At 71.0% G+C, this 1,602-nt stretch carries 2 protein-coding genes; one reads left to right on the forward strand and one right to left on the reverse strand.

What is annotated here, in order from left to right; genetic code table 11:
- The coding region (locus VOI19_RS19260) for an acyl-CoA dehydrogenase family protein (protein ID WP_323794539.1) at window positions 1-1,141 on the reverse strand (1,141 nt) is incomplete at its 3' end.
- Between the two features lie 46 nt (window positions 1,142-1,187).
- On the opposite strand from VOI19_RS19260, the gene VOI19_RS19265 reads away from it, so the two are divergent.
- Window positions 1,188-1,602: AMP-binding protein (locus VOI19_RS19265; protein ID WP_323794540.1), on the forward strand; the 415-nt coding region annotated here is incomplete at its 3' end.

A 1,602-nucleotide genomic window follows, 5' to 3' on the forward strand; every position in this document is an offset into this window, starting at 1 on the left:
TGTCGGCGCGCGAGAAGAGGAAGAGTCGTTGCCACTCGTCGAGCTCGTAGCCCGGCCCGGCGGTGAGCAGGCCGCTCGGGCCGGCGACCTGCATGGCCACCTCCCCGAGGCGGCGGTGCCAGTTGGGCCACACCAGCTTGAAGATCGAGCCGGCTCCACCGCCGGCGGAGGAGTCGTCGCCGGTCGCGACCTCGGAGAGACCCCGCAGCGCGTTGGCGCGGATCACCTCGAGCTCGGCCTTGAGCCCGGCGAGGCGGTCACGGAGCACCGGGTCGTCGATCCGGCCGTTGTCCTTGGCCAGGGCGATGACGCCGGCGAGCTCGCGGGAGTAGTCGACGGTCTGGGCCAGGGTGCTGACGCCGCGCTCGAGTCCTAGGAGCCCCATCGCGACCCCCCAGCCCTTTCCGGGCTCGCCGACCACCAGGTCAGCGCTCGTGCGGGCGCCGGTGAGGAACACCTCGTTGAACTCCGAGCCTCCGGTGAGCTGCTCGATCGGGCGGACCTCGACGCCGTCCTGGTCGATGGGCACGAGGAGGAAGGAGAGTCCTTGATGGCGCTGCGACCCGGGTTCGGTGCGGGCCAGCACGAAGAGCCACTGGGAGAAGTGGGCGTTGGAGGTCCAGACCTTCTGACCGTCGATCACCCACTCCTGCGCGCCGTCGCCGCTCGACCCGTCCGTGGCGTCCTCGAGCCGGGCCTTGGTCTGCACGTTGGCCAGGTCGGAGCCTGCGCCGGGCTCGGAGTAGCCCTGCGCCCACAGCTGTTCGACCGCGACGATGGGGGGTAGGAAGCGCTGCTGCTGCTCGGGCGTGCCGAACGCGATCAGGGTCGGCCCCAGCAGCTCCTCACCGAGGTGGTTGACCCTCGCCGGAGCGTTGGAGCGGGCGTACTCCTCGTGGAAGATCACCTGCTGCCACAGGCTCAGTCCGCGTCCGCCGTGCTCGACGGGCCATCCGACGCAGGTCCAGCCGTGCGCGGCGAGGTGACGGTTCCAGGCCAGTCGCTCGTCGATCGCCTCGTGGTCGCGGCCCGGGCCGCCGAGTCCGCGCAAGGCTCCCCACTCACCGGAGAGCTGGTCGTCGAGCCAGTCCCGGATCTCGGCCCGGAAGGCTCGGTCGGCGTCGGAGTAGCGAAGGTCCACGAGTGCTACCCTACCAAGCACTTGCTTGGTTAGGTGAAGGACGGCTGTGAACGAGAACACGATCCCCGGCGACACGATCCCCGGCGTGCTGCGGACCGCCGCGACCCGGTTCGGCGACGACGCGGCGTACGTCGAGGGCGAGCGGCGCGTCACCTTCGCCGAGCTGTACGACGAGGTGCGCGCGGTCGCCCGCGGCTACGTCGCCCACGGGCTCGGTGTGGGCGATCGTGTCGTGCTCTGGGCCCCCAACAGCATCGACTGGGTCGTCGCTGCGCTCGCCGTCACCTACGCCGGCGGCGTGCTGGTGCCCGCGAACTCCCGCTACACCGGCTCCGAGGTCGCCGACCTCGTCGAGCGCACGGCCGCGCCGATCGTGGTGCTCGAGGACGGGTTCCTCGGTCGCAGCCAGAGCCGCGAGCTGGAGACCGCGCGCGACCTGGACTGTCTCCAGGAGATCGTTC

Origin of the sequence: Nocardioides sp. (assembly GCF_034670285.1) — a bacterium.
Taxonomy (GTDB): Bacteria; Actinomycetota; Actinomycetes; order Propionibacteriales; family Nocardioidaceae; genus Nocardioides.